A 22,284-nucleotide genomic window follows, 5' to 3' on the forward strand; every position below is an offset into this window, starting at 1 on the left:
GCCAAGATGAGGCCATGTGCCATCGATCGGCCGCGTGTCAACGGAGTCTCGGGGAGGCTGCGTGCATCCGCTGATCGGGTATCTCATCGCCGTGGGGCTGTTCGCCATCGGCCTGTTCGGAGTCCTGACCCGCCGCAACGCCGTGCTCCAGTTGGCCTCGGCGGAGCTCATGCTCGGCGGGGTCCACCTGACGCTGGTCGCCACCGACCTGGTCCACGGCTCGCTCACCGGCCAGAGCTTCGCCATGTTCATCGTGGTCATCGCCGCCGCCGAGGTCGGCGTGGGACTCGCGCTGATCCTCAACCTGTGGCGGGAGCGGGCGAGCGTCGACACCGACGCCCTGCCCGAGGAATCGCCCGCCGAGGCCGACGCGCGGAGGACTCCATGACGTTCGCGCTGCTGCTGGTCGGCTGCCCCGCACTGGCCGGTCTCGCCGGGCTCCTCGTGCGGGACCGGGCGCTCGCCCGACTACTCGCGGTGGCCGCTCCGGCCGCGGCGCTCGCGTTCGCGCTGGCGTGCGCCGTAGTGAATCCGGTGTCGGCGTTCACGCTCGCCGACTTCGGGTCGGTCAAGGTGAGCGCCGCGTTCGACGTCTCCCCCACCGCGAGCGCGGTGGCGGTCGCGGCGGCGTTCGTGACCGTGCTGGTCCAGGCCTACTCGGCCGCGTACCTGCGCGACGATCCGCGGTACGCGCCGTTCGCGGCCCAGGTGAACCTGTTCCTCGCCGCGATGCTCCTCGTGGTCGCCGCGGACGACCTGGTGCTGCTGCTGGTCGGGTGGGAGGTCATGGGCGCCTGCTCGTACCTGCTCATCGCCCACTACGCGAAGCTGCCGAAGGCGCCGGGGGCCGCGGCGAAGGCGTTCTTGGTGACGCGGTTCGGCGACGTGGCGTTCGTGCTCGGCGTGATGATCCTCGGCGCGGCGGCCGGGACCTTCCGCATCAGCGAGATGCAGGAGGTGCCCGAGGGCGCCGCGGCGGCGGCGATGCTGCTGATCCTGTTCGGCTGCATCGGGAAGTCGGCGCAGTTCCCGTTGCAGATCTGGCTGCCGCCGGCGATGGCCGGGCCGACGCCGGTGAGCGCGCTCATCCACGCCGCGACGATGGTCGCGGCCGGCGCGTACGTGCTCACCAGGCTGCTGCCGCTGTGGCCGCGGGAGCTGCTCTTGGCGGTGGCGGTCGTGGCGGCGGTGACGATGGTCGGCGCGGGACTCTGCGCCCTGGCCGCGGCGGACGTCAAGGGCGTGCTGGCGTGGTCGACGGTGAGCCAGGTCGGGTTCATGTTCGCGGCCGTCGCGGTCGCGGCCGGCGACGCGGCACTGTTCCACCTGGTCTCGCACGCGGCGTTCAAGGGGCTGCTGTTCCTGACGGCGGGCGTGGTGATCGCTCTGGCGGGGACGGACGGGTCGCTGCGGTCGACGCGGCTGCGCCCGAGCGAGTCGCCGCTGGCGTTCTGGGCCATGACGATCGGGCTCGCGTCGATGGCGGGCCTGCCGCCGCTTGGCGGGTTCTACAGCAAGGAGACGGTCCTGGGCGCGGCGTACGAGGCCGGGACGCCGGCGGGCGTGGTCGTGTTCTGGGCGGGGGTCGGCGCGAGCATCCTGACCGCGGCGTACGCGGCCCGGCTGTGGCTGCTGCTGTTCTGGCGCGGCGCCGGGCGCGGACGCGAGCGGCTGCGAGTAAGCGGGCCGGAATCGTTCAGCCTGTGGGCGTTGACGATCGCGACGGTCCTCGTCGGAGGCCTGTACTACAAGGGGCCGTTCTCGGTGCCGTCGCTGCATCTGGACTTGATGGCGCTGCTGCTGCTCGCGACGCTCGGCGGTCTCGCCGTGGTCGCCGACTCGTGGTGGCGCGACCGCTCGTGCCGGGCCGAGGGGCCGGTGCTGGACGACCGGTTCGATCCGGCCCGGATCCTCGGCAGAGCACGACCGGCGCTCGCGGCGGGGTTGTACGCCGAAAGCTTGGCGGCCAAGGCGACTCGCGCGGGGGCGGCGGTCGCCAGCGGCGCGGCGCGGGCGCTCGACGAGCGGCTGGTGGACCGGACGGCGGTCGAGGGTTCGGCGCGGGCAACGCTCACGGCGGCCCGGGAGACGGCGGCCGGGCACCGGGGCGGGCTGGTCAAGTACCTGCGGTTGAGCGCGGCGGGCACGCTGGTGATCGCGATCGCGGCGATCGGGGTGAGCCTGTGGAACGGCTGACGGGGCACGCGGTGCGACGCGGCGGGGCGATCGGAGCCGTGCGGCCCGAACCTGGCGGATCGGGGCGGTGCCCGGACCGAGACGGTACCGCGGCAGGGAGGACCAGGCGGGCGAGACGGTCCGCGGCCGCCAAGTGCGCCGCCGGACATGACGCCGGTCCGGCGAGCGCCGCGATGGACGACTCCCAGCTGCCGAACCCGGATTCCGGCTCGGCGGCCTCGAAGACCACAGTGACCAGCCGGTCCGCCTCCGGCGGGCACGGCATGGCGACACGCTGCGCTACGGCCGCTGCGGGTCGCTTGCACGGGAGGGATGACGCGCCCGACCGGGCGCGGCACCGCGTTGCGGACGGCCGATTCCCGGCGGGACTTCACCGACCCGGTTCGAACTGCCGGGTCGCATCGGCGCTCCCCGGGAACGAGGTGCGCCCGTGAGTTGGCTGCTCGTCGCCTCCGTGGCGCTGCCTTCGGTAGGAGCCGTCCTCGCTTATGCGTTGCGGCGCAGTCCTTCCGCGCACTGGGTCGGCGTCGGGGCGGCGGCGCTCGCGCTGGTGGCGGTCGCGGTGCTGCCGATCGGGCGCGGTGCTGGGGGCACAGCGACCGGCGGCTGGTGGCACCGACTCGACCTCGCCTGGGCCCCTTCGCTCCATCTGGACTTCTCGCTCGCGGTCGACGGCATCTCGTGGCCGCTCGCGCTGCTGACAGCTCTGCTCGGGCTGCTGTGCTGCGTCCACAACGCACTCGGCTCCACGGTCCGCGCGTCGCCGACGCTCACCTCGCTCCTGCTCGCCGTCCAGGCCGCCTCGACCCTGGTGTTCCTGTCGGACAACCTGATCCTGTTCTTCATCGCCTTCGAAGCGGTCCTGCTGCCGATGTGGGCGATCATCCACCGCTACGGCGACGCGGCCACGCGCCGCCGCGCGGCGGCGAAGTTCGCGCTGTTCACCGTCGCCGGATCGCTCCTCATGGCGACCGGCCTGTTCGTCGCCGTCGCCGACACCGGCACCGCCGGACTCGGGGAGATCATCGCGTCGGGCGGCGTGAGCGAACCGGTGTCGCTGCTCGTGTTCGCACTGCTGGCCATCGGGTTCGCCGTCAAAGCACCGCTGTGGCCGCTCCACTCGTGGCTGCCCGACGCGCACACCGCCGCGCCCACAGTCGGGTCGGTCCTCCTCGCCGGCGTCCTGCTCAAGCTCGGCACCTACGGGCTCATCCGCGTCGCCGGGGGCCTCGCCCCCGACGGGGCCGCCAGCGCCGCGCCCGTCCTGGCGGCGCTCGCCGCGGTCGGCATCCTCGTCGCCGGGCTCGTGTGCCTGAGTCTGCCCGAACTCAAACGGCTCATCGCGTACTCCTCGGTGGGGCACATGGGATTCGTGGTCCTCGCGTTCGCGACCGGAACGGAGGCGGGCATCCGCGCGGCCCTGTTCGGGAACCTCGCGCACGGGCTGATCACGCCGCTCCTGTTCTTCCTCGCCGGGGCGCTCAAGGCCCGCACCCGCACCGGGGAGTTCGGCTCCCTCGGCGGTCTGCGGCTGGCCGCGCCGCAGTTCGCGGGCCTGCTCGGCTTCGCCGCGCTCGCCTCGCTAGGGCTGCCGGGCCTGGCGGGCTTCTGGGGCGAGGCGTTCACCGTGTACGCGGCGGCCGAGCGCGGCGGGGTCTGGCTCGCGCCGGCCGCGGCGGCGGCCTTCGGGGCGTTCCTGGCCGCGGCGTACCTGCTGCGGATGCTCAAGCGCGTCAGCCACGGGCCGGTCGCGCCCGCGGTCTCGGGGATCGGCGACGTCTCGGCGGTCGAGGCGGCCGTGTGGGCGCCGCTGGTCGCGGGGACGCTGCTGCTCGGCCTGGTGCCCGGTCCGCTGCTGAACCTGTTCGCGGAAGGACTGCTCTAGATGCGGGCGCAGACGATCGACCACGTGGCGCTGCTGCCGCTGTACCTCGCGGCGGGGGCGGCGGTCCTGGGCCTGTTCGGCGGCCGGTTCGCGAAGGCCGCCACGATGATCGGGCTCGCCGCGTCCGGGGCCGCGGCGGTGTGGGTCGGGGTCGGCGCGGACCGGGCGACGTTCGCGGTGGGTGAGTGGCACTCCTATGTGGCCGACGACGCGGCGATGGGCGCGGCGGCACTGTTCGTCGCGCTCGCGGTGCTGGTCGCGGCATTGAGCGGCAGACAGACGGGCGAGTACTGGTTCCTGCTGGCGGTCTCGGCGGCCGGCGGCGTCGCGCTCGCGGGGTCGCGGGACCTGATCACGCTCGTCGTGGCGGTGGAGACGCTGACCTTGCCGCTGTACGTGCTCGTGACGAAACCGGGCCGGGCCGGGGCCGAGGCCGGGGTGACGTTCCTGATCGCCTCGGTGACCTCCTCGGCGACGGCGCTCATGGGCGCGGCGCTGCTGTACGCCGCGGGCGGCACGGTGCACCTGGGCGGGCTCGCGGCGGGGCTCGACGGGGCGCACCACGGGCTGGTCGCGGCCGGGATCGCGCTGCTGCTGGGCGGGCTGGCGTTCAAGCTCGCGGCCGCGCCGCTGCACGCGTGGGCGCCATTGGTGCTCGAACGCGCGCCGCTGCCGGTGGCGACGTATCTGGCGAGCGCCTCGAAGCTCGGCGGCGCGGTGGCGATCATATGGGTGGTCCACTTCGGTCTCGCCGGGGAGGCGGGCGCGGGGATCGTGCTGGCGGTCTTGAGCGTCGCCTCGATCGCGGTCGGGAACCTCGGGGCGCTGGCGCAGCGGCGGACGGTGCCGCTGCTGGCGTGGTCGGGGGTGGCCCATGCCGGGTACGTGCTCGCGCCGCTCGCGGTGGTCATGACCGCGGCCGGACGGGCGGAGGCGGCGACGGCCGCTTCGGCGGCGTTCGCGTACGCGGTGTTCTTCGTGCTTCTGGAGGCGGGAGCCTTCGCGGCGCTGACGGCGGTGCGCCCCGGAAGCGGGGCGCTCCTGGGCGCGGGCCCCGACGAGCGCGGGACGGGGCGCGACGGTCGAGCGTCCTCGACCGAAACCAGAGGATCGCTCGCGGACGGAGAGCGTCGTACCCCCGAGGCAGCATTGCAATCGGGGGGTCCCCAGGGGTCCGTTTTGAAGGCTAGAGCCGGAAATGTCGACTCGATCGCCGGGGAGCTCCAGACGACTGAGGCGGTGTCGGAGGGTTCTCCCGAGTTCGGCGACGCTCGCGAGGCGTCGATGCGCACCGTCGTGCGGGGAACCGCCGCGGATGCGGGGGTTCATGATTCCAGTGAAGGCGGCTCGATCGAGGAGCTCTCCGGGCTCTGGCGTTCGGCCCCGCTGCCCGCCTCGGTGTTCCTCCTCGCGGTCATCGGTCTCGCCGGGCTCCCGCCCGCGCTCGCCGGGACCTTCGCGAAGATCGCCGTCCTCGAAGTGCTCGCCTCCTCGGCCGTGTGGCTCGCCGTGGTCGTCGCGGCCGGCGCCGTCCTCGGGCTCGCGTACTACCTGCCGCTCGCGCGCGCCGTCCTCCTCGGCCGCGCCTCCGCGACCGGCAAGGGCCGCTTCGCGATCGGCGTCGCCGTCGTCGGCCTCGCGATCGCCGCGGTGTCCCTCGCCCCGCAGCTCGTGCTGGAGTTCACGTCGTTTTCTCGGTGAACTCCCAGCTCATGGCGAAATACTGGGTGTAGCCACGACGTTGCATTCCCTACGAGAAAGGGAAACCAGCCACCATGAAGCATCACAACGGCCTCAAGACGGCGGTGCTGCTCGGCGCGATGTCGGCCCTGGTGATCGCCGTGGGCTACGCGCTCGGCGGCTCCACCGGCATCCTCATCGCCGCGGCCGTCGCCGTCGGCATGAACGCGTACGCCTACTTCAACTCCGACAAGATCGCCCTGCGCGCGATGCAGGCCCGCCCCGTCACCGAGGCGCAGGCCCCGCAGCTGTACGCCACCGTCCGCGAACTCGCCCAGCGCGCCGGGCAGCCCATGCCGCGCCTGTACGTCTCGCCGACCATGCAGCCGAACGCGTTCGCCACCGGCCGCAACCCCGAGCACGCGGCCGTGGCCGTCACCGAGGGCATCCTGCGGCTGCTCACCCCCGCCGAACTGCGGGCGGTGCTCGGGCACGAGCTCTCGCACGTCTACAACCGCGACATCCTCATCTCCTCGGTCGCCGGGGCCCTCGCGAGCATCATCACGATGCTCGCCAACCTCGCGGTCTTCCTGCCGATCTTCGGCGGGGGCGGCCGCGACCGGCCGAACCCGCTGGTCCTGCTGCTGACGATGCTCCTCGGACCGATCGCGGCCGGGCTCATCCAGATGGCCGTCTCGCGCTCGCGCGAATACGAGGCCGACGCCTCCGGCGCGCGCCTGACCGGCGACCCGCTCGCGCTCGCCAGCGCCCTGGAGAAGATCTCCGCCGGAGTGGACAGGATGCCCGCGCGCGCCGATGGCCCGATCGCCGAGCAGTCGCACCTGATGATCGAGTCGCCGCTGCGCGGCGGCGGTCTGACGAGCCTGTTCTCGACCCACCCGCCGACCGCCGACCGCGTGAAGCGCCTGCGGGATATGGCCCGCGGCGTCGTGCGCTAGGGCGTGTTCACGAACCGCCGGCGAGGGGTTCGTGAACACGGCCTAAGGCTGCGTGACGGCGACGCCGATGCGGCCGCCGTCGACGTCGAGCACGGCGCCGTGGACGAACGCGGCCTCCTCGGAGGCGAGGTAGACGGCCGCGGCGGCAATGGCCTCGGGTTCGCCGGGGCCGCCCGCGGGGGTGCCTCGGGTGAACAGGTCCCCGGGTGAGGCGCTCTCGCGCGGGCGGATGACGCCCGGGGAGACGGCGTTGACGCGCACGCCCTGCGGTCCGAACTCTGCGGCCCAGGCCCGCGTCAGGGTCTCCAGTGCGCCCTTGGTGGAGGCGTAGAGGGCGCCGACGGGGATGCCGAGGCGGGCGACCCAGGAGCCGAGGTTGACGACGGCGCCGCCGCCGGCGGCGATCATGCCCGGGACGACGGCCTGGGTGAGGAAGAACGGGGCCTTGACGTTGACGCCGAAGACCTGGTCGAAGGTCGGGCCGTCGGTGCCTTCGGTGGTGTCCCCGGGGAAGACGCCGGCGTTGTTGACGAGGACGTCGATGCGGCCGCCGAGGAGTTCGCGGGCCGCGTCGGCGAGACCGTGGCTGGCCTCGGGGCCGCCGTCGAGGTCGGCGGCGGCGAAGTCGGCGCGCAGCCCCTGCTCGCGCAGGGCGGCGGTGAGGGCGTTCCCTCGGTCCTTGTCGCGTCCGGAGGCGACGACGTGGGCGCCTTCGGCGGCGTAGGCCTCGGCGATGGCGCGGCCGATGTTGCCCGTCGCGCCGGTGATCAGTGCGGTCTTTCCTTGCAGTCGTTGGCTCATGGCATCGAAGCTAGATCCGTATTTCTGGACCCGCCAGTCCAGAAATGCTAGTTTCGAGGGATGAGTCTGACGGTGAAGGGCCGGGCGACCCGGGAGCGGATCATCGAGGCCGCGTCGCGGCGGCTGCGCAGCGAGGAGCCGGGAGAGATGCGGCTGGACGACCTGCTGGCCGACACCGGCACCAGCAAGGGCCAGCTGTTCCACTACTTCCCCGGCGGCAAGGAGGAGCTGCTGCTCGTCGTGGCCGGGCGCGAGGCCGACCGGGTGCTGGCCGAGCAGGAGCCGTATCTGAGCGAACTCGGCTCGCCGGAGTCGTGGCGGGCCTGGAGGGACGCCCTGGTGGCGCGCTACGGGGCGCAGGGCGAGAACTGCCCGCTCGGCTCGCTCATGGGCCAGGTGCGGTCCACGGCCGGGGTCGCGGCGGTGGTGTCGGCGATGCTGCGGCAGTGGCAGGACCATCTGCGCGACGGCGTGCGCGCGGCGCAGGCGGCGGGGACGGCCGACCCGGGCGTGGACGCCGAGCGGGCCGCGGCCGCGCTCATCGCGGGGGTGCAGGGCGGCGTGCACGTCCTGCGGTCCACAGGCGACAGCGGGCATCTCGAAGCGGCGCTCGACGAGTTCCTGGACCGGTTGGGGCGCACCTGATCCGGGCACGCCGAAAGCCGCACCGGCGCTGCCGGTGCGGCTTGGCGTCAAGTCAGGAGCCGCCTCGGCGCCGGAGCGCCGCCGCGGCCCGGCCTCAGTAGGCGCTGCCGCCGATGTCCTTGAGGCCCGTGCGTATGTCCAGGAGGTACACCAGTGATGCCGCCAGGGCGATGAGCACGAAGAAGCTCGGTCGACCGTAAGCGCCGAAGACCAGCGCGAAGACCGCCCCCAGGATCAGGATGCCGATCCAGGCCCCCTTCGAGAGGGTGCCGACGACACTGAACGCGTCGGCCTTCTGCGCCGCGCAGTGAATGCACGCGAGCAGGCACAGCAGCACGGCCCCGTAGCGGATGATCTGCGAGACCACGCCCCGGACTTCGAGGGCGAAAACGGCATCGAACTCTGGCATGTGGCCCAGCCTACCCGCAGGGTTTCGGAAGCCGGTCGGCTCGGCTACTTGCCGAGCTTGCGACGCTGAACGCGGGTCTTGCGGAGCAGCTTGCGGTGCTTCTTCTTCGCCATGCGCTTGCGCCGCTTCTTGATGACCGAGCCCATAGAGCTTCCTCACAGATGTTCACTAGACGATGATTCGAGTCCGACCAGCCTAACCCGCACCCCCCGCAGCCCCCGCGCCGGGCGAGTCGGACCGCAGGCCCCGTCACAGCTCGCGCGTGGCGGGACCTGTCGGATCCAGGGGTCAGTCGTCGGTCTGGAGCGCTTCGGAGAGGTAGGTCTTGACCGCGCTCTCGGGGACGCGGAAGGAGCGCCCCACCCGCACCGCCGCGATCTCACCGTTGTGGACGAGCCGGTACACCGTCATCTTCGAGACGCGCATCAACTCGGCCACCTCCGTCACCGTCAAGAACTTGACCTCGTCGAGGAGGTCCCCGGGTTCGCTCATGTGTCTCACCGTTCTGTCGAGGGCTGTTGCGAGCACTGCTGCAAGGACGTGGGGTTGTGTGATGTATTAGAGGTGCGGTGGACGCGAATGCCCATATGAACCGAAACAAGTCGGTCGTCACGAAGCGTGACGTTGATGTATTTCGATTGGGATGTTGCTCATGTTACGGCAGTCCGGGCCACCCGGCAACACCCGATCTCACACGGTCTGGGCAATGAAGGCCGTAATCTCCTCCATCAGCGCCGCGTAGCTCTTCCCGTAGACGGCCTCGGCCGCATCGGACGCCCGCGTGCCCTCGCGCGCGGTCGATCCGAAGAACTCGGCGAACTCGTCGACCCCGTAGGTGTCGATGACGTAGTGGACCGCGAGGAACCCGCAGCCGTACTTGCCCGAGCCCGCGAGCGTGTCGTCGTCCTGGTCGGGCGGGAGGATGTCGCTCTCGCAGCCGCCCTTGGCCACGTAGTCGCGCACGTCCCACATCCGGTCGTAGTCGGCGAGGTCCTTGTCGCCGTGGTCGATGTACTCGGCGATCCCCTCGACCATCCACCAGGTGTCGTCGGCGTAGCGCTCCGACGGCGCGGCCCACAGCGTCACCGCGTGCCCCAGCTCGTGCCGGATCACGCTCGTGAGGCCCGCGCCCCAGCCGGTCCGGTCCACGCCCATGACCGTGGCGTACGTCGAGGGCTGGCGCGAACCGTCCACCGTGCCCGACAGCGGCAGGGCGAACCCGAGCACGTCCTCGGAGTCCCACATCCCGCCGAACCAGGTGTCGAACTCCTCGTCGCTGGCGATGTAGATGACGTACCGGTCCGGCCGCTCCCAGTAGGCCCACTCGTCCGCGTTCACCGCGGCGGCCTCCGAGATCGCCAGCGCCTCGTCCAAGCGGTCGGCCATCGAGACCGGCACGGCCGTGACGGTGCGGTCGCCGACGGCCGCGACCAGGTCGGTGACCTCCCACGGGTGCGGGCCCTCGCCGAACTCGGAGTCGGACACCTCGATCATGACCATGCCGTTGTCGCCGGCGCGCCAACGCGTGTCGAAGACGATGTCGGCGGCCTTGCAGACGTCGGCCGGCTCCACGAAGCAGTAGGAGACGGCGACGGCGACGTCGTACAGCGGGACCGCGCCCGAGGCGTCCTCCAGCGGGCCCGAGGCGATCTTGTAGTCGAAGCGGGAGACCTGCATGGACGTGAGCGACTCGTACCGGCGGGTCATCTGGTCGTGCAAGGTCGGGTCGAAGGCGGCGAGCCAGCCTTCGAGGCTGCCGTTGAGCAGCGACTCGGCCTGGGCGTCGAGGACGAGCTGGGCCTGGTCCTTGAGGTAGGCGAGGATCTCCGACTGGTCGGCGTCCGGGCCGGGGCTGGGGACGGTGCCCTCGCCGGGCTGGACGGCGAGGCCTTCGAGGTCGCCGGTGTCGGCGGACAGGGGGCCGGGGCGCCAGCCGTTGGCGAGCGCGCCGCCGAAGACGGAGGCGCCGACCAGGAGGATGACGACCAGGACCGTGCCGATGCGCGAGCGCTTGGGCTCGGGCCGCGGCGCGTAGATCGGGGCGGGGCCGCCGGGCCAGGGGGGCATGGCGCTGAGCGGGATCGGGCCGGGCGGGACGGTTCCGTGAGGGACCCCGGGCGGCATCGCGGCGGGGTGGCCGGGCCCGTGAGGGGCGCCGGGGGGCATGGAGCCGGGCGGGGCCATGTCGACCGGCATCGCCGAGGGCGGGGCGGTCGGCTCGGGGAGCGGCGGGGCCGCGGACGCGTACGGGAGGGCCCCGTCGCCGGCCTGCGGCAGCACCGGTCCCGGGGAGGCGCCGTGGGGGGTGTCGGAGGCGGGGCGCTGGCCGGGCACGTGAGGAGCCGGACCGAGCGGTCCGGGCCCGGATTCGCCGGGGCGGCCGTGCTCGGGAGTGTCCGGGGTGAAGTCCTCGGGGGCTTGAGTCACGCTCGCAACTGTAGTCGCCGATCGCTACCTGCGCGAGACGCGAGCGGTGCTTGTGCGCTGGAGGTCCGCCCCCGCGAGAGGGGGCTCACGGAAACGGCCGCGGGGAGCCCGCGGCCGTCTCACAGCGCTAGGACTTGGTCCACAGGGAGCGGGCGAAGACGGCGAGGTTCGCGGGGCGCTCGGCCATGCGGCGCATGAGGTAGCCGTACCACTGGTCGCCGTAGGGCACGTAGACGCGGACGCGGTAGCCCTCGCCGGCGAGGCGGAGCTGCTCGGCGGGGCGGATGCCGTAGAGCATCTGGAACTCGAAGGAGTCCTTGTCGCGGTCGTACCAGCGGGCGCGGTCGATGCCGATCTCGATGAGGCGCGGGTCGTGCGTGGCGAGCATCGGGTAGCCCTCGCCGGCCATGAGGGCGTTGATGCAGCGCACGTAGGAGCGGTCGACGTCGAGGCTGCGCTGGTAGGCGACGGTCTCGGGCTCCTTGTAGGCACCCTTGCACAGGCGGATGCGCGATTTGGGGACGGCCTGGGACTTGCAGTCGTCCTCGGTGCGGCGCAGGTAGGCCTGGAGGACCGCGCCGGTGTCGTCGAACTCCTCGCGCAGGCGCTGGACGATCTCCAGGGTCGAGTCGGTGACCGTGTGGTCCTCCATGTCGACGGTGACCGTGGTCCCGGCGTCGGCGGCGGCCTCGCAGATGTCGCGGGCGCGGTCGTAGGCGAGTTCGGCGTCGATGCGCTGGCCGAGGGCCGAGAGCTTGACGCTGATCTCGGCGGAGGCGGCGAGGCCGGCCTCGTCCAGCGCGGCGAGGAGGCGCCGGTACTCGTCGCGGGTGGCGTCGGCCTGCTCGACGACGACCGTGTCCTCCCCGAGGTAGTCGAGGCTGGCGAGCAGTCCGTCGGCGGCCAGGGCCCGGGTCGTGGCGACCGCTTCGGCGGTGGTCTCGCCGGCGACGTAGCGGCGGACGAGCGAGCGGGAGACCGGAGCGGTGCCGACCAGGCGCTCGATCTTCGATGACCGTGCGGCGGCGAGAATGACAGAACGCAGCATGGTTGCAGCGTAGCCGCCCGCTTCCGGCGATCAGGTCACGGTGGGATAACAGATGGCATGAGGCATTCGAAACCAAGCCCGATTCACCGAGCAATGCTCGCCTTCCAAGGCGGCGGCGGGATCGGACTCGGTGATGCGGCGGGTTCAGGCGGGCAGGCGGCGGGTCACCTCGAGGTCGGGGCGGCGGCGGGCGAGCGTCCATCCGAAGGGGACGGCCGCGTCGTCGACGATGACGACCCGCTCGGCGCGGTCGAGCCCGAGGTCGCCGACGCGGCGCAGGGCGAGGCGGCGCAGCGCCCGGCCGCGGAAGACCCGGTAGACGGGCCAGAACAGGCGCCTGCGGCAGAGGCGGGCGGCCTTGGCGTGCGCGGAGGCGGCCTTGCCGAGGGCCTTGCCCGGCGCGCCCGGGAGGCGCGCTCCCGCGCGGCGCAGGAGCGCTCCGGGGCCGCGTTCGAGCGCGAGACTCAGCCGCACGAAGGGACGGCGGTTCTCGCCGGGGCCGATCGACACGGACCGGGCGGCGGGGTGGAGCGCCTCGGCGCGCGTCCAAGCCTGGCCGCCTTCGGCGGTGAGGACGGTGACGGCCACGCCTTCGGCGGCGGCGGACTCGATGAAGCGGTTGACGCGCCCGACCGGGCCGCCGGAGAAGACGACCACGACGACACTGCGGCTCATCGGCGGCCCCCGGCGATCGCGCGGGCGCGCTCCAAAAGCGGGGCCAGGGCCTTGTCGCGGGTGAAGGCCGCGCCGTACTCGCGTGCGGCCCCGCGGATCCGGGGGTCGGCGCGCACGGCCGCGTCGCCGGCCTCGGCCATGGCGCGGGCGAGGTGGTCGGCGTCGAGGCTCTCGGGGCGAAACCACAGCGGATAGCGGCGGAGCATCGCCTCGGCGGCGCTGCCGGGTTCGTGCACCGAGACGATGGGCTTGCCGACGGCCATGTACTCGAAGATCTTCCCCGAGGTGACGTATTTGGAGCCGCCGGCGAGGAAGACCAGGACGTCGCTGTCGGCGTACACGCCGCCGAGGGCGGTCTTGGAGACCGGGCCGCGGTAGCGCACGTCGCCCTCGCCGCCCAGTTCGAGGCCGAGGTCGGCGCGGAGCTTCTCGGGGCTGTGCGCGAAGAAGCCGAGGTGCCCGTACAGGTCCAAGGTCGCGCCCGCGTGGTCGCCGCGGCCGGTCATGGCGCGGAAGCCGTCGATCATCTCGCGCACCGGCTGGTTCGCGGTGAGGGTGCCGACGTAGGCGTAGGAGAGGGGGCCGCCGGGGGCGCCGTCGGTGGCCGCGGGGTCGAGGACGTCGGAGTCCCAGCCGTTGGGGACCACCATCATGCGGTCGGCGGTGCCCGGGTAGCGGCCGGCGTGCCAGTCGCGGAGGGCGTCGTTGACGAACACGGCGGCGCTCGCGCGGGCCATGACGCGCCGCTCCCACTTCCAGGCCGGGTGCCCGGGCGGGAAGGCCTCGGCGTTGGCGAACAGGTCGAGCGTCCAGGAGTCGCGGTAGTCCACGACGTACGGCACGCCGGTGATGCGGGAGAGGGCCCAGGCCGCGGCGAAGGAGGCGAACGGGTTGCCGGTGGCGAGCACGAGGTCGAAGGGCCGGCGGCGGTGGAGGCCGCGGGCCTCGATGACGCTGCGGCGCGCCCACGAGTGGTACTGCTCGGGGAAGATCCGCCGCTGCTTCCACTCGTGGAGGCGCCGGGCCGCGCGGGGGGCGTTGCCGCGGAAGCGCCCGTAGCGGGCGAGGTCGGTCTCCCAGGGGAAGAAGTCCATGTCGGGGGCGAGCTGGGTGATCTCGGGGCGGACGGCGTCGGCGAGGGCCTCGTCGGTGGAGCCGGTGACCTCGCGGTAGAAGCGGTCGGGGGCTCGCATGACGGTGACGTCCCAGCCGTCCTCGGCGAAGTGCTCGGCCGTGGCGCGGGCCCGGTAGACGCCGGAGGCGCGCGAGGGCGGGAAGTAGAACGCGAGGTAGAGCAGGCGGGGGCGGTCAGCGGGCATCGCGGGCCTCGGCGAAGTCCTCGTAGGTGTAGGTGGTGCGCAGTTCCGGGCGCCGGTCCAGGAGCGCGGGCAGGTCGTCGGCGAGCAGGTCGATCGCGCCCGGCTCGCTCAGGACGAGCCAGTCGTAGCGGTGCTCCTCGATCAGGGCCAGGACCGCGGCGCGGCGGTAGGCGAAGTGGACCTCGGCGGTGCGGCGCTTGCGGCGGCGGTCGAGCGGGCCGGTGACCCGGCGGTTCCACGCTCGCAGCGCCCCGGCGGCGGGCCCGGCGAGCGGACCGCGACCGAGGCGGCGCAGGAGGCCGCGCGGGAGCCGGTACAGCAGGGCGGTCGCGAGCGCCGACTCCGGGGCGCGGCGGCCGGCGGGGTGGAGCCAGTGGGCGGTGACGCGGGCGTCGAGCGGGTGCTCGTCCCAGTGGGGCCTGCGGGCGGCGGCGAGGTGGACCTCGTGGCCGTCCGCGGCGGCCCGGCGGGTCTCGGACTCGATCGCGCGGTAGCGCTTGGCGACGGGCGCGGCGTAGAGGATCTTCACGGCCGCACCGCCTCGGGCGCGGGGGCGTCCCAGGCCGCGAAGTGCTGGCGCGCGACCGCCTCGTGGCCGTAGCGGGCCGCGAGGCGGGTGCGGGCGCGGGCGAGGTCGAGCCCGGAAGGAAAGCGCCCGCGCAGGTCGGCGTAGCCCTCGGCGAGGACCGCCGGGTCGTCGTCGACCTCGATGAACGCCCCGCAGGCGGCCTCAATCCCTTCGAGGGCGTGCTCGGGGCCGCCGCTGCGGGTGACCAGGACCGGGAGCCCGGCGGCGACGGCCTCCACGACGACCATGCCGAAGGTCTCGTGGCGGCTGGTGTGGACGAGCAGGTCGTGGTCGGCCATGATCGCGGCGACCGCGTCGGGTTCGACCGCGCCGCGGAAGTCCACCGCGGCGGCGACGCCGAGTTCGGCCGCGAGGGCTTCGAGGGCCGGGCGCTCCTTGCCGTCGCCGACGAGCGTGAGCGTCAGGTCGGGGTCCTCGTTGCGGCACAGGGCGAAGCCGCGCAGGAGGTGGTCGATGCGCTTGCGTTCGGTGAGCGTGGCGACCGAGAGCCAGCGGCGCAGGTCCCGCGGGACCCCGGCGGGGCTGGCGCGGAAGTCGACGGGGTTCGCGATGAATCGGATCTTCTCGGCGTGGTGGGGGAAGGCGGCGGCGACGAGGTCGCGGAGGGGCTCGCCGACCACGAAGTAGCCGTCGAGGCGGTCGAGGACCGCGTCGTAGCGGTCGCGGGCGCGCGGCTGCGCGAGGACCTCGGCGAGGAACGAGGCGTGCTCGGTCGCGTAGACCCTCGCGCCGGGCGCGGCGTGTTCGAGGGCGGCCCAGCCGGCGGTGAAGGGCACGTGGGCGTGCACGATCGGCGCCTCGATCCGCTCGCCGCCGAGTGCGACGGCGAGCCATTCGGCGAAGGCGTCGGACTTGGCGCGCCAGTCCTCGGTGGGCGGGGCGAGGACCGGGATGCGGTGGAGCGCCGCCCCGGCGACGGTCGCCGATGCCGGCACCGAGCGGGGCAGGAGCCGCCGCTGGGCGCGCCAGATGCGCCGGCGGCGCTCTGCCGGGCGCAGCACGGTCCAGATGTTCAGGTGGTAGACGTCCAGGCGGTCGCAGCCGGGGGCGACCGCCTCGACCATGGCGCGCACGAAGGAGCCGCCGAAGGGCACCTGCGGTTCGGGGTACCAGGGGGTGACGACGGCGACGCGGCGGCCCGGGCTCACGCGGCGTCCCGGTGCCTCGGGGCGCCGACGAGTCCCTCGTAGACCTCGGTGAGGCGCCGGGCCTGGCTCGGCCAGGTCCAGTCCGCGAGGGGCACACGGTCCTCGTAGGCCGCCCTGTAGCGGGCCGGATCGGCGAGGACGCGCTCGACCGCGGCGGTGAAGCCGTCGAGGTCCTCGGCTTCGAACACCTCGCCTTGGCCGGTGCGGCGCACCAGGTCCGACATGGTCTCGACGTCGCTGACGACGATCGGCAGCCGCGCGTGCGAGTACTCGAAGAACTTCGTGATGAGGGAGATCTCGTGGTTGCCCCAGTGGTGGAGCGGGATGATCCCTGCGTCGGCCTCGGCGACGAACGGGACCACCTGTCGGTGCGGCACATAGGAGAGCACGTGCACGCGCTTGTCGACGCCGAGTTCGCGGGCGCGCTCCTCCAGGCCGCGCACGTACTTCCAGTGCGGTTTGGAGACGACGAACGCGGCGTGGACCTCGGGCAGGCGCGGCAGCGCCTCGACCATGATGTGCAGGCCGCGCTGTTCGAGGGGCGCGCCGCTGTAGACGATGAGCGGCGCGGCCGCGTCGACGCCGCAGCGCTCGCGCAGGCCCGGCGCGGGGGTCTCGGCCTCGGCGGCGTCGGGGACGTTCATGACCACCGCGGGGGTCTCGGCGAGGCCGTGGCGCTCCTTCACCAGGCGCGCCATGGTGTCCGAGACGGTGACGACCGCGTCGGCGTAGGGGGCGAACTCCCGCTCGTGGCCCGACTGGGCGGGGTGCCACCACGGGTGGCGCTTCCACGGGTGCATCCCGGGCAGGAACTCGTGGACGTCCCACACGAGCTTGACGTCGCGGCCGGACGCGGCGGCGCGGAGCTTCGCGCGGGCGCCGACGCCGAGCATCTGGAAGTCGTTGGCGTGGATGAGGTCCGGTGCGAGCTCGTCGACGACCGGGCCGAAGGCGAGTTCGAGGTCCCACAGGGCCGGGTCGAGCCGCCGCCAGGCGCGGTCGCCGAGGACGCGGAGCCAGAAGGCCTTGGCGGCCCGCTCGGGGAGCCCGGAGGCGTCGGCGCGCTTGGCGCTCAAGCGGTCGGTGGCGCGCACGCGCAGGTCGACCCAGCGGCGCGCGAGCGCGAGCGCGGCCCGGCGCGGCAGGAGTCCCGCCTCGCCGCGGCCCGCGAAGGCGCGGGCGGCCCGGGCGGTCTCCAGGTCCGCGCCGCGGGCGCGGATCTGCGTGCGCCGGTAGGACTTCAGGGGTCCGGGCGGGTACGCCAGGGGCGAGCGGAGCCAGGAGCGGCGGACCTCGTGGCGGCGGACCTCGAACACGCGCTTGGCCGGGACGAGCCGGACGTGCGCGCCGCCGAGCTCCCACTCCTCGGCGCCGCCGCGGGAGCGGCCGAGGAGGAACACCTCCCAACCGGCAGCGGCCGCCGCCTCGGCCTCCTTCTGGACACGCGAGTCGCCGACCACGCCGTTCTGCACCAGCATCACCATCCGCCGTGGTCTGGCGTTCATCGTTCCTCCGATTGTCGCGGTGGTCCACCGCCGGGGTACTTCACGGACCACATCGTACGCAATGGTCTCGTTCAACTGGTGTTTCCCTAAATTTCGCACCGTGTGAACAGTGGATTCAGTTTTCGTTCGCTTCATATTGCCGCGTATTCACCATTCTTTCCGACTCGTATAATCGCTGGCGCACCACTCACTCGACTCACGCGAAGGCTGGGAATGGGACACAGGGTCCAGGAATCCGCGCAAGTGCACGGCAGTGCCGAGATCGGCCCCGGCACCGGCGTCTGGGAGCTCGCTCAGATCCGCGAGGGCGCCCGTTTGGGCGCCGACTGCGTCGTCGGCCGCGGGGTCTACATCGGCACCGGCGTCCAGATCGGCGACAGGGTGAAGATCCAGAACTACGCGCTCGTCTACGAGCCGGCCCGGCTGGCCGACGGCGTGTTCATCGGCCCGGCCGCGGTGCTCACCAACGACCGCAACCCGCGCGCGGTCACCCCCGAGGGCGAGCGCAAGGGCGCCGCCGACTGGGAGGCCGTCGGCGTCGACATCGCCGAAGGGGCCTCGATCGGGGCCCGCGCGGTCTGCGTGGCGCCCTTGCGGATCGGGCGGTGGGCCATGGTCGCGGCCGGGGCGGTCGTCACCCGCGACGTGCCCGACCACGCGCTCGTCATGGGCGTCCCGGCGAAGCGGACCGGGTGGGTCGGGCGCTCCGGCGAGCGGCTGAAGGACCTCGGCGACGGGCGCTGGGAGTGCCCGGTCGAGGGCGCGGTCTTCATCGAGCGCGAAGGGCGACTGGAGGAGGCGTGAAGGTCCTCAGCATCGTCGGAGCGCGGCCGCAGCTGGTGAAGCTCGGCGCGGTCGCCAAGGCGTTCAAGGGCACCGGGCACGAGCACCTGGTGCTCCACACGGGACAGCACTACGACCCGGCCCTGTCGGAGGTCTTCTTCACCGAGTTCGCGATCCCCTGGCCGGACTTCCACCTCGGCGTCGGCTCGGGCGGGCACGGGGAGCAGACCGGCGCGATGCTCGCCGCGATCGACCCGGTCCTCGAACGCGAGCGGCCGGACTGGGTGCTCGTCTACGGCGACACGAACTCCACGATCGCCGGAGCGCTCGCGGCCGTCAAACTGCATTTGAAGGTCGCGCACCTGGAGGCGGGGCTGCGCTCGTTCAACCGGCGGATGCCCGAGGAGCACAACCGGGTCCTCACCGACCACTGCGCGGACCTGCTGCTGGCACCGACCGCGACGGCCGTGCGGCACTTGGAGACCGAAGGTCTCGGCGATCGGGCCGTGCTCGTCGGGGACGTCATGACCGACGTGTGCTTCGCGACCCGCGACGCCGTGCTGGCGCGGGAGGAGCGACCGGCGCTGCCGGAGGGGATCGACCCGGGGGCCCCGTTCCTGGTGGCGACGCTCCATCGGGCCGAGAACACCGACGACCCCGAACGGCTCGCCGCGCTCCTCCAGAGCCTCGCCGCGCTGCCGGTGCCCGTGCTGCTCGCCGTCCACCCGCGACTGCGGGCCAAGGCCGCGGCGCACGGGATCGCGATCGAACGCGGCGCGATCGTCCCTTGTGCACCGCTGCCGTACTCCGAGCTCGTCGCGGCGGTGCTGGCCTCCAGCGGCGTCGTGACCGATTCGGGTGGGCTGCAAAAGGAGGCGTACCTCCTGGAGCGGCCGTGCACGACGCTGCGCACCGAGACCGAATGGGTCGAGACCCTCGAAGACGGCTGGAACGCCCTCGTACCCCACCCCGACCGGCTCCCGGCCGGCGAATGGCACGCCCTCGCCGCACGACCGGCCCCGTCCGCGCCGACCGCTCGGCCCTACGGCCGCGGCCGGGCCGGGGCCGCGGTCGTCGAGGTCCTCGCCGAGCACCTCGGCACGGGAGGCGCACTCCCGCATCACCGGTCCGGTCGCCTTGCGCCGCAAGGCCTCCGGACCCCACTGCTAGCCAAGGAGAACCAGGCGTGAACGAACCGCGGCCGAGGATCGCCATGTTGGTCCACAACAATGTCAAGGGCGACTCCCGGGTACAGAAGCAGGCGCGTTCGATCGCCGAACTCGGCTGGGACGTGACCCTGTTCGGCATGTCCCCCGACACGAGCCTCTACGAGGGCACCATCGGGAAGGCCCGGGTGGAGCTGCGGCCGATGCCGACCAACCTGAACCGGCGGCCCCACGACTTCCGGCGCGCCCGGCTGCGCGAGCCGCTCGCCTACCCGCCGGGCGTCACCGCCGCGTGGAAGCGGCTGTACCTGCGCGCGCAGCGCGCCGAGGTCGGCGCGGCGAAGGCCGAGTACGCCGCGCTCGGCTCCGGTCTCGCGCCGGTGCCGCGCGCGTTCGCGTGGGCCTCCTTGCAGGCCAAGCGGGTCCGGTTCAAGCTCTGGTCCCGGTGGGTCGAGCTGCGGTGCCGCCGCACCGACGCGCTGCGGGAGCGGCGCAAGGCGATGACCTCGCCGCTCGACCGCTTCACCACCGGGTTCTGGCAGGCGGTCATGGGCGACCGGGCCTGGCGGCGGCTCGAACCGGGGCTCTGGCGCTACGAGCTGGCCCTCGGCCACGCGATCGACCAGTTCGACCCCGACGTGATCCACGCCAACGACTTCTCGATGCTCGGCGTCGGCGCGCGGGCGAAGCTCCGCGCCCTGGCGAGGGGCCGGCAGGTGAAGCTCGTGTGGGACGCCCACGAGTACCTGCCGGGCATCACGCCGTGGAACGCCCACCCGCGCTGGAGGCCCGCGCAGATGGCGCACGAGCGGGAGTTCGCGCCGTACGCCGACGCGGTCGTGACCGTTTCGGCCGCACTGGGCGACCTGCTGCGCCGCGACTTCGGGCTGAAGGAGGACCCGGCCGTGGTCCTCAACGCCCCCATGGCCGTCGACGGCGCGGCGATCGACCGCGACCGGGAGCTCATGCTGTTCGCCGCCAAGACCGGCGAGCGGCTGTGGGCCCCGGCGGCCGGCGAGCCGGAGCGGCCCGCGGGCGTGCCGAGCCTGCGCGGGCGCTGCGGCATCGGACCCGAGGTCCCGCTCATGGTCTACAGCGGCGGCGACGCCCCGCAGCGCGGCCTCGCCACCATGATCGAGGCGCTCCCGTCGCTGCCGGACGTCCACTGCGCCTTCGTGGTCGGCAACCCCGAGGGCCGGTACTCGACGGAGCTGAAGGCCCTCGGCAAGGAGATCGGCGTGTACGACCGGCTCCACTTCCTGCCGTACGTCGAGTACTTCCAGGTGGTCGAGCACCTCTCGGAGGCCGACCTCGGCGTCATCCCGATCCACCACTGGCCCAACCACGAGATCGCGCTCATCACGAAGTTCTTCGAGTACTCGCACGCGCGGCTGCCGATCGTCGTCAGCGACGTCAAGGCGATGAGCGAGGCCGTGCGGGCCACCGGGCAGGGCGAGGTCTTCACCGCCGAGGACACCGCCGACTTCGTGCGCGCCGCGCAGCGGGTGCTCGCCGATCCCGAGCGGTACCGCAGGGCCTACGAGGGCGCGGCCGATCTGACCGCGTGGACCTGGGAGCGCCAGGCCGAAGTGCTCGACGGGGTGTACCGGAGGGTCCACTCGCGACGATAGCGAGACGAAAGCGCCCCGGGCCGCGGCCCGGGGCGCTTTCCGTTGCGGCTCAGCAGTTGCGGCTCAGCCGCCTGAACTCAGCCGCCCAGCACGAGGTGGCGGCGGCCCTCCCAGGCGGCCGGGTCGGTGACGCGGCGCCCGTCGAGGAGCACGGCGACCTCGGGGAGGTCGGCCGGGCTCAGGGTGCGGTACTCGTCGTGGTCGGCCTGGACCACCGCGGCCGTGACCGTCTCGCCGCGGTGGGGAACGAGGCCCTCGGCCTCGATTTCGGCGTCGGTGTACATCGGGTCGCTCACGTACGGCACGGCGCCCTTGGCGCGCAGGGACTCCACGAGCGGGAAGACCCCGGAGAAGGCGGTCTCCTTGACGCCGCCGCGGTAGGCCGCGCCGAGCACGAGCACGTTCGCGCCCGCGAGGTCGCCGTAGGCGGCGGCGAGCACGTCGGCGGCGTAGGCGGGCATCGCGGCGTTCGCGGCCCGCGCCGAGCGGACCACGGTGGCCTCGGGGTCGTTCCACAGGTACATCTGCGGGTAGATCGGGATGCAGTGGCCGCCGACGGCGATGCCGGGCCGGTGGATGTGGCTGTAGGGCTGGGAGTTGCAGGCCTCGATGACCTTCACGACATCGAGGCCCCGCCGATCGGCGAAGCGCGCGAACTGGTTCGCGAGGCCGATGTTGACGTCCCGGTAGGTGGTCTCGGCGAGCTTGGCCATCTCGGAGGCCTCGGCCGAGCCGAGGTCCCACACGCCGTTGGGGCGCGGCAGGTCCGCGCGCTCGTCGAAGTCGAGCACCGCCTCGTAGAAGGCGACCCCGGCAGCGGCGGAGGCCGCGTCGATGCCGCCGACGAGCTTCGGATAGCGGCGCAGGTCGGCGAAGACGCGGCCGGTGAGGACCCGTTCGGGGCTGAAGACGAGGTGGAAGTCCTCGCCGGCGGTGAGGCCGGAGCCGGCTTCGAGCATCGGCGCCCAGCGCTCGCGGGTGGTGCCGACCGGGAGGGTCGTCTCGTACGAGACGAGCGTGCCCGGCTTGAGGCCCTTGGCGATCGCCTCGGTGGCCGCGTCCATCCAGCCGAAGTCCGGGACGCCCTCGGCGTCGACGAACAGCGGCACGACGACCACGACCGCGTCGGCCTCGGCGACGGCCGCGGCGGTGTCGGTGGTGGCCTTGAGGTTCCCGGCGGCGACGGTCTCCTTGAGCAGTTCGGCGAGGCGGTGCTCGCCGGGGAAGGGCTCGAGCCCGTCGTTGACAGCCGCGACGACGCGTTCGTTCACGTCGGCGCCGACGACGCGGTGCCCCTTGGAGGCGAACTGGACCGCCAGCGGCAGCCCGATCTTGCCCAGCGCGACCACGCAGATGTCCATACCCGTACTTCCAGTCCTACAGTCTCGGCCGGCTCGGATGCCGGATGGCGTTGGGAG

General features: G+C 73.1%; 21 protein-coding genes. 9 read left to right on the forward strand and 12 right to left on the reverse strand.

The features are described 5' to 3' along the window. The first annotated feature begins 61 nt into the window (after positions 1–61). The 5 genes from nuoK to htpX all read left to right on the forward strand — a co-directional run bounded on the left by nuoK (position 62) and on the right by htpX (position 6,720). On the forward strand, positions 62–388 hold the full coding sequence (nuoK, locus tag IF12_RS0106195; protein ID WP_035748425.1) for an NADH-quinone oxidoreductase subunit NuoK: 327 nt from the start codon (positions 62–64) through the stop codon (positions 386–388). After that, entirely contained in the window at positions 385–2,196 is a 1,812-nt protein-coding gene (locus IF12_RS0106200; RefSeq protein WP_035748428.1) for an NADH-quinone oxidoreductase subunit L, read from the forward strand. The genes nuoK and IF12_RS0106200 overlap by 4 nt, the downstream gene beginning before the upstream one ends. 430 nt (positions 2,197–2,626) lie before the next feature. Then, positions 2,627–4,081 carry a NuoM family protein gene (locus IF12_RS0106205; RefSeq protein ID WP_030155800.1) on the forward strand — a complete coding sequence of 485 codons (1,455 nt, stop codon included), beginning with the start codon at positions 2,627–2,629 and terminating at the stop codon, positions 4,079–4,081. Beyond that, positions 4,082–5,782, forward strand: coding sequence for an NADH-quinone oxidoreductase subunit N (locus IF12_RS23840; protein ID WP_051704035.1), 1,701 nt, complete (start codon positions 4,082–4,084; stop codon positions 5,780–5,782). A gap of 74 nt (positions 5,783–5,856) precedes the next feature. Next, positions 5,857–6,720, forward strand: coding sequence for a zinc metalloprotease HtpX (gene htpX / locus IF12_RS0106215; protein WP_030155802.1), 864 nt, complete (start codon positions 5,857–5,859; stop codon positions 6,718–6,720). A 42-nt stretch (positions 6,721–6,762) separates the two neighbouring features. Here htpX and IF12_RS0106220 read toward each other — a convergent pair whose 3' ends face one another. Continuing rightward, positions 6,763–7,521: an SDR family NAD(P)-dependent oxidoreductase gene (locus IF12_RS0106220; RefSeq protein ID WP_030155803.1), complete on the reverse strand. Its 759-nt coding sequence runs from the start codon at positions 7,519–7,521 to the stop codon at positions 6,763–6,765. Positions 7,522–7,581: 60 nt separating this feature from the next. On the opposite strand from IF12_RS0106220, the gene IF12_RS0106225 reads away from it, so the two are divergent. After that, positions 7,582–8,166, forward strand: a complete 585-nt coding sequence (locus tag IF12_RS0106225) for a TetR/AcrR family transcriptional regulator (RefSeq protein WP_030155804.1) — start codon at positions 7,582–7,584, stop codon at positions 8,164–8,166. Positions 8,167–8,260: 94 nt separating this feature from the next. Here IF12_RS0106225 and IF12_RS0106230 read toward each other — a convergent pair whose 3' ends face one another. From IF12_RS0106230 to IF12_RS0106275, 10 genes are all read right to left on the reverse strand, one after another. Further along, positions 8,261–8,575, reverse strand: a complete 315-nt coding sequence (locus IF12_RS0106230; RefSeq protein ID WP_030155805.1) for a DUF2516 family protein — start codon at positions 8,573–8,575, stop codon at positions 8,261–8,263. 44 nt (positions 8,576–8,619) lie between these two features. After that, entirely contained in the window at positions 8,620–8,721 is a 102-nt protein-coding gene (locus IF12_RS24765) for a 30S ribosomal protein bS22 (protein ID WP_081687713.1), read from the reverse strand. Positions 8,722–8,863: 142 nt separating this feature from the next. Then, on the reverse strand, positions 8,864–9,067 hold the full coding sequence (locus IF12_RS0106240; protein WP_030155806.1) for a helix-turn-helix domain-containing protein: 204 nt from the start codon (positions 9,065–9,067) through the stop codon (positions 8,864–8,866). A 198-nt stretch (positions 9,068–9,265) separates the two neighbouring features. Continuing rightward, positions 9,266–11,002: a hypothetical protein gene (locus tag IF12_RS0106245; RefSeq protein ID WP_156036813.1), complete on the reverse strand. Its 1,737-nt coding sequence runs from the start codon at positions 11,000–11,002 to the stop codon at positions 9,266–9,268. A gap of 127 nt (positions 11,003–11,129) precedes the next feature. Beyond that, complete coding sequence (locus IF12_RS0106250) at positions 11,130–12,050, reverse strand: proline dehydrogenase family protein (protein WP_030155808.1); 921 nt, start codon at positions 12,048–12,050, stop codon at positions 11,130–11,132. A 144-nt stretch (positions 12,051–12,194) separates the two neighbouring features. Continuing rightward, complete coding sequence (locus IF12_RS0106255) at positions 12,195–12,725, reverse strand: hypothetical protein (protein ID WP_030155810.1); 531 nt, start codon at positions 12,723–12,725, stop codon at positions 12,195–12,197. Further along, positions 12,722–14,044: a glycosyltransferase gene (locus IF12_RS0106260; RefSeq protein ID WP_030155812.1), complete on the reverse strand. Its 1,323-nt coding sequence runs from the start codon at positions 14,042–14,044 to the stop codon at positions 12,722–12,724. Before IF12_RS0106260 ends, IF12_RS0106255 begins: the two co-directional genes overlap by 4 nt. Continuing rightward, a complete protein-coding gene (locus IF12_RS0106265) occupies positions 14,034–14,573 on the reverse strand; it encodes a hypothetical protein (RefSeq protein WP_030155815.1) in 540 nt (179 codons plus the stop codon). The genes IF12_RS0106260 and IF12_RS0106265 overlap by 11 nt, the downstream gene beginning before the upstream one ends. Continuing rightward, entirely contained in the window at positions 14,570–15,781 is a 1,212-nt protein-coding gene (locus IF12_RS0106270) for a glycosyltransferase (RefSeq protein ID WP_081913273.1), read from the reverse strand. Before IF12_RS0106270 ends, IF12_RS0106265 begins: the two co-directional genes overlap by 4 nt. Continuing rightward, positions 15,778–17,286, reverse strand: coding sequence for a glycosyltransferase family 4 protein (locus IF12_RS0106275; RefSeq protein ID WP_030155819.1), 1,509 nt, complete (start codon positions 17,284–17,286; stop codon positions 15,778–15,780). The genes IF12_RS0106270 and IF12_RS0106275 overlap by 4 nt, the downstream gene beginning before the upstream one ends. 213 nt (positions 17,287–17,499) lie before the next feature. On the opposite strand from IF12_RS0106275, the gene IF12_RS0106280 reads away from it, so the two are divergent. The 3 genes from IF12_RS0106280 to IF12_RS0106290 are packed head-to-tail and all read left to right on the forward strand — an operon-like array spanning position 17,500 to position 20,866. Then, positions 17,500–18,090, forward strand: a complete 591-nt coding sequence (locus IF12_RS0106280; protein ID WP_030155822.1) for an acyltransferase — start codon at positions 17,500–17,502, stop codon at positions 18,088–18,090. Then, a complete protein-coding gene (gene wecB / locus IF12_RS0106285; RefSeq protein ID WP_081913275.1) occupies positions 18,087–19,259 on the forward strand; it encodes a non-hydrolyzing UDP-N-acetylglucosamine 2-epimerase in 1,173 nt (390 codons plus the stop codon). The genes IF12_RS0106280 and wecB overlap by 4 nt, the downstream gene beginning before the upstream one ends. Then, a complete protein-coding gene (locus tag IF12_RS0106290; protein WP_197034619.1) occupies positions 19,256–20,866 on the forward strand; it encodes a glycosyltransferase family 4 protein in 1,611 nt (536 codons plus the stop codon). Before wecB ends, IF12_RS0106290 begins: the two co-directional genes overlap by 4 nt. 77 nt (positions 20,867–20,943) lie before the next feature. Here the strand turns inward: IF12_RS0106290 and IF12_RS0106295 are convergent, their stop codons facing one another. Then, entirely contained in the window at positions 20,944–22,227 is a 1,284-nt protein-coding gene (locus IF12_RS0106295; protein WP_030155828.1) for a nucleotide sugar dehydrogenase, read from the reverse strand. Between the last annotated feature and the right edge of the window lie 57 nt (positions 22,228–22,284).

The sequence above is a fragment of the Glycomyces sp. NRRL B-16210 genome (genome assembly GCF_000719515.1).
GTDB lineage: Bacteria > Actinomycetota > Actinomycetes > Mycobacteriales > Micromonosporaceae > Glycomyces.

Excerpts from the sequence above, each read along its gene's own strand:
- IF12_RS0106200 (WP_035748428.1), top strand. The coding sequence starts at position 385 with ATGACGTTCGCGCTGCTGCTGGTCGGCTGCCCCGCACTGGCCGGTCTC.
- IF12_RS23840 (WP_051704035.1), top strand. The coding sequence starts at position 4,082 with ATGCGGGCGCAGACGATCGACCACGTGGCGCTGCTGCCGCTGTACCTC.
- htpX (WP_030155802.1), top strand. The coding sequence starts at position 5,857 with ATGAAGCATCACAACGGCCTCAAGACGGCGGTGCTGCTCGGCGCGATG.
- IF12_RS0106220 (WP_030155803.1), bottom strand. The coding sequence starts at position 7,521 with ATGAGCCAACGACTGCAAGGAAAGACCGCACTGATCACCGGCGCGACG.
- IF12_RS0106225 (WP_030155804.1), top strand. The coding sequence starts at position 7,582 with ATGAGTCTGACGGTGAAGGGCCGGGCGACCCGGGAGCGGATCATCGAG.
- IF12_RS0106230 (WP_030155805.1), bottom strand. The coding sequence starts at position 8,575 with ATGCCAGAGTTCGATGCCGTTTTCGCCCTCGAAGTCCGGGGCGTGGTC.
- IF12_RS24765 (WP_081687713.1), bottom strand. The coding sequence starts at position 8,721 with ATGGGCTCGGTCATCAAGAAGCGGCGCAAGCGCATGGCGAAGAAGAAG.
- IF12_RS0106240 (WP_030155806.1), bottom strand. The coding sequence starts at position 9,067 with ATGAGCGAACCCGGGGACCTCCTCGACGAGGTCAAGTTCTTGACGGTG.
- IF12_RS0106250 (WP_030155808.1), bottom strand. The coding sequence starts at position 12,050 with ATGCTGCGTTCTGTCATTCTCGCCGCCGCACGGTCATCGAAGATCGAG.
- IF12_RS0106255 (WP_030155810.1), bottom strand. The coding sequence starts at position 12,725 with ATGAGCCGCAGTGTCGTCGTGGTCGTCTTCTCCGGCGGCCCGGTCGGG.
- IF12_RS0106260 (WP_030155812.1), bottom strand. The coding sequence starts at position 14,044 with ATGCCCGCTGACCGCCCCCGCCTGCTCTACCTCGCGTTCTACTTCCCG.
- IF12_RS0106275 (WP_030155819.1), bottom strand. The coding sequence starts at position 17,286 with ATGAACGCCAGACCACGGCGGATGGTGATGCTGGTGCAGAACGGCGTG.
- IF12_RS0106280 (WP_030155822.1), top strand. The coding sequence starts at position 17,500 with ATGGGACACAGGGTCCAGGAATCCGCGCAAGTGCACGGCAGTGCCGAG.
- IF12_RS0106295 (WP_030155828.1), bottom strand. The coding sequence starts at position 22,227 with ATGGACATCTGCGTGGTCGCGCTGGGCAAGATCGGGCTGCCGCTGGCG.